Here is a 2727-nt window from a genome sequence, read left to right on the forward strand (position 1 = left end):
TTGGAGGTATAGGCGCGCCACATCAGGCCCTGCAGGATGCCGGACACCCACATCGCGGTGATGTAGAGCACGATGCCGATCGTCGCGATCCAGAAGTGCCAGTTGACCAGCTTCAGCGAATAGAGCCGACGGTTATAGACCCAGGGGATCAGGCAATAGAGCGCGCCGAAGGAGACAAAGCCCACCCAGCCGAGCGCGCCGGAATGAACGTGGCCGATGGTCCAGTCGGTATAATGCGACAGGGAATTGACCACCTTGATCGACATCAGCGGACCTTCGAAGGTCGACATGCCGTAGAAGGCGACCGAAACCACCAGCATGCGCAGGACAGGATCGGTGCGCAGCTTGTCCCAAGCGCCCGAGAGCGTCAGCAGGCCGTTGATCATGCCGCCCCATGAGGGCATCCACAGCATCACGGAGAAGGTCATGCCCAGGGTCTGCGCCCAATCCGGCAGCGCCGTATAGTGCAGATGGTGCGGGCCGGCCCAGATATACATGAAGATCAGGGCCCAGAAGTGGATGATCGACAGGCGGTATGAATAGACCGGACGCTCGGCGCGCTTCGGGACGAAATAATACATGATGGCCAGGAAGCCGGCGGTCAGGAAGAAGCCCACCGCATTATGGCCGTACCACCACTGGAACATGGCGTCCTGGACGCCGGACCAGACGATGTAGGATTTCGGCGAGAACAGCGACACCGGAATGGCGGGATTGTTGCCGAGGTGCAACATGGCGATCGTGATGATGAACGCCAAGGTGAACCAGTTGGCGACGTAAATGTGGGGCTCCTTGCGCTTCCACAAAGTCGCGAGGAAGACGAGGAGATAGACAACCCACACGATGGTCAGCCACAGGTCGGCGTACCATTCGGGCTCTGCATATTCCTTCGACTGGGTGATGCCGAGCAGATAGCCCGTGCCGGCGATGACGATGAACAGGTTATAGCCCAGCACGACGAACCAGGGGGCCAACTCGCCCGCGATGCGGGTGCGGCAGGTGCGCTGCACGACATAGAGCGAGGTCGCGATCAGCACATTGCCGCCGAAGGCGAAGATCACCGCCGAAGTGTGCAACGGGCGCAGGCGGCCGAAATTGATCCACGGCAGGCCCATCGAGAGATCGGGATAAGCCAGCTCCAGCGCGACGATCAGACCGACCAGGAACCCCGCGATGCCCCAGAACACGGCCGCCAGGCTGGAGAACTTGATCGGGCCATATTGATAGTTCGGTTTGCCGTTGATCTCCTGCGGAATGACCGCGGGGCGATTGGTGTAATGTTTGAAGATCAGGAAGGCCGAGCCGAATCCGGCCAGGGCGAACACGAACATATGGAACGCATAGGCCGCCGTATAAGCCCTCGACGCGATGAACAGCGCCAGGAAGGCGCCGGCGAAGGAGAGGACGATTCCAAGCAATTCGCCGATCGTCATTTTCTTGCCGCCGGACGGCGACGCAGTGGATATTGAACTTGCTTGCGCCATGTTTTCGCCCCAATGAAATCGCGCCGGCGCTGTTCACAACGCCGGCTCGCCATTGGGCGGACCATCGCCCGCCCCGTCAAAGCTTTCATTGACTCAAGTCAAATGAAGCGCTTGACGCATTCTTAGCTTGGAAAGCGATCCTTTGCGATAGGACAACAGTCCAACCACGCTGACACGCGACTATTGGTCGCGGCGCGCGGCCAAGAAATCCGGCGCCGCAATTCGGCCCGGGAACCGCCCCAATCCTTGATTTTCGCCGTAGCCGGCATCGACAATGGTTTAATATTCGAGCTTTTCCGACCGTGCGCCCTTGATTCAGAGTCGACGCCCTGCCTAAATTCGGGCGAACGGCCGCGCCCCGGCGAGGGCCTGCAGACGGCCGGCAGGGAGCGAAGCCATTTGACCGCCTACGCCCTCGAGACGGACGGTCTGACGAAGGAATTTGCGGGGTTCACGGCGGTGAGCGACGTGAGCCTCCGCGTCCGGCGTCATACGATCCACGCGCTGATCGGCCCCAATGGCGCCGGAAAGACGACCTGCTTCAACCTGCTGACCAAATTTCTGGAGCCGACCCGCGGCGCGATTCGCTATGAGGGCCGCGAGATCACGCGATCGAAGCCGGCCGATGTCGCGCGACTCGGGCTGGTGCGGTCCTTCCAGATTTCGGCGGTGTTTCCACAATTCACCGCGCTCGAAAATGTCGGCATCGCGCTGCAGCGCGCGCGCGGCGATTCGTTCGATTTCTGGCGCTCGGACCGCACGCTGCGCCAATATGATTCGCGCGCCCGCGCGCTGCTGGAAGAAGTCGGCCTGACCGAATGGGCGGAGACCCGCGCCGGCGAAATGCCCTATGGCCGCAAGCGGGCCCTGGAAATCGCCGCGACCCTCGCGCTCGAACCGCAGATGATGCTGCTCGACGAACCGATGGCGGGGATGGGCCATGAAGATATCGACCGCATCGCCGAACTCATCAAGCGCGTCGCGCAAGGCCGCACCGTGCTGATGGTGGAGCATAATCTGAATGTGGTGGCGCGCATCTGCGACCGACTCACCGTGCTGACGCGCGGAAAGGTGCTGGCGGAAGGCGATTACGCGGAAGTGTCCGCCAATCCGGCCGTGCAGGAAGCCTATCTTGGCGCGCAGGCGGCGGGGGGCCCCGCACATGGTTGATCCGTTGCTCGCCGTTTCCGATCTTCACGCCTTCTACGGCGAATCGCATGTCCTGCACGGCGCGGCGCTGGAG

General features: G+C 61.8%; 2 protein-coding genes. One reads left to right on the plus strand and one right to left on the minus strand.

What is annotated here, in order from left to right; all coding sequences use genetic code 11:
• Positions 1 to 1433 (minus strand): cytochrome-c oxidase, cbb3-type subunit I (gene ccoN / locus ACE3S9_RS17945; protein ID WP_374547842.1); only part of this gene is annotated, 1433 nt, incomplete at its 3' end.
• A gap of 450 nt (positions 1434 to 1883) precedes the next feature.
• Between ccoN and ACE3S9_RS17950 the strand changes: the two genes are divergently transcribed.
• Positions 1884 to 2654 carry an ABC transporter ATP-binding protein gene (locus ACE3S9_RS17950; protein ID WP_374547843.1) on the plus strand — a complete coding sequence of 257 codons (771 nt, stop codon included), beginning with the start codon at positions 1884 to 1886 and terminating at the stop codon, positions 2652 to 2654.
• Positions 2655 to 2727 lie beyond the last annotated feature (73 nt).

The organism is Rhodoblastus sp. (assembly GCF_041915505.1).
Lineage (GTDB): Bacteria > Pseudomonadota > Alphaproteobacteria > Rhizobiales > Beijerinckiaceae > Rhodoblastus.